Below are 1,164 nucleotides of genomic sequence, written 5' to 3'. Positions count from 1 at the left end.
GGCCGGGGCACCGCAACGCAGCCACGCCAATTCCTTGCGGGCCAGGTTCTGCCGGCGTTCCTCCATCGCGTGGGCCTGCCGGGACCGCTCGGCGCGCGCGAAGATCCAGTCGTTGTAGCCGCCCTCGTAGGCCTCGATCTTGCCGTTCACCACCTCCCACGTGCTGGTGGCGACGGTGTCGAGGAACCACCGGTCGTGGGTGACGACAACGAGGGCGCTGCGCCGGTCCAGCAGGTGCTCGGCCAGCCACTGCACGCCTTCGACGTCGAGGTGGTTGGTGGGCTCGTCCAGCACCAACAGGTCCAGGTCCTGCACCAGCGCCGCGGCCAGCGCCACCCGGCGCCGTTCACCGCCGGACAATCCGTCGACGACCGCATCGAGTCCGAGCTTGTCGATCCCGATTCCGGCGAGCACCGACCGGATACGCGCGTCACCCGCCCATTCGTGCTCGGCCACACCGAGCGGCCCGAGCACCACCTGGCCGACGGTCGATCCTTCTGGCAGCACACCGCGCTGGGTGACCACCGCCATGCGCAGGCCGCCGACGCGGCTCACCCGACCGGAATCGGGTTGCTCGATGCCGGCGAGCACTTCGAGCATGGTGGTCTTGCCGCCGCCGTTGAGGCCGACGACCCCGATCCGCTCGCCTTCCTGGACGCCGAGGGATACCGAATCCAGCAGCGGTTTGATGCCGAACGATTTCGAGACCTGTTCGAGGTTGATCAGATTCGCCACGCGAAGTCATGCCTTCCGGAGGGTGTGTTCAGGGATGAGTGGATGCGGTGCGGTCCACCACGCGGGCACCGGGAACCGGGCCGGATGCGACACGCACGGTGCGGCACACGCCGGCTCCGGCCAGCTCGGCGCTGACGGTGACGGCCGCGCGCTCGTCGGCGACGAGGAACGCGCAGGTGGGACCCGAACCCGAGACGATGCCCGCCAGCGCCCCGGCCTCCACCCCGGCGCGCAGCGTGCGACGCAGCGCCGGCTGCAGCGACAGCGCAGCGGACTGCAGGTCGTTGCCCAGGAGCGGGGCGAGTTCGCGTGGGTTTCCGGTGCTCAGGGCGTGGAGCAGGGCGTCGGTGTCGCCGACGCGCTTCGGATCGCCCGCAGCCCGCAGCCTGTCGAGTTCGCGGAACACCACCGGGGTGGACAGTCCGTCCT

At 70.4% G+C, this 1,164-nt stretch carries 1 protein-coding gene and 1 pseudogene; both read right to left on the bottom strand.

Translation table 11 applies throughout. The features are described 5' to 3' along the window. A partial coding sequence (locus Q8814_RS26225) for an ATP-binding cassette domain-containing protein (protein WP_330154841.1) occupies positions 1 to 735 on the bottom strand: 735 nt, incomplete at its 3' end. Between the two features lie 28 nt (positions 736 to 763). Next, positions 764 to 1,164: pseudogene (locus Q8814_RS26220) on the bottom strand (4-(cytidine 5'-diphospho)-2-C-methyl-D-erythritol kinase); the annotation flags it as partial.

Source organism: Rhodococcus chondri (genome assembly GCF_036327435.1).
GTDB classification, from domain to species: domain Bacteria; phylum Actinomycetota; class Actinomycetes; order Mycobacteriales; family Mycobacteriaceae; genus Rhodococcus; species Rhodococcus chondri.
This window is presented reverse-complemented; position numbering and strand designations above follow the sequence as displayed.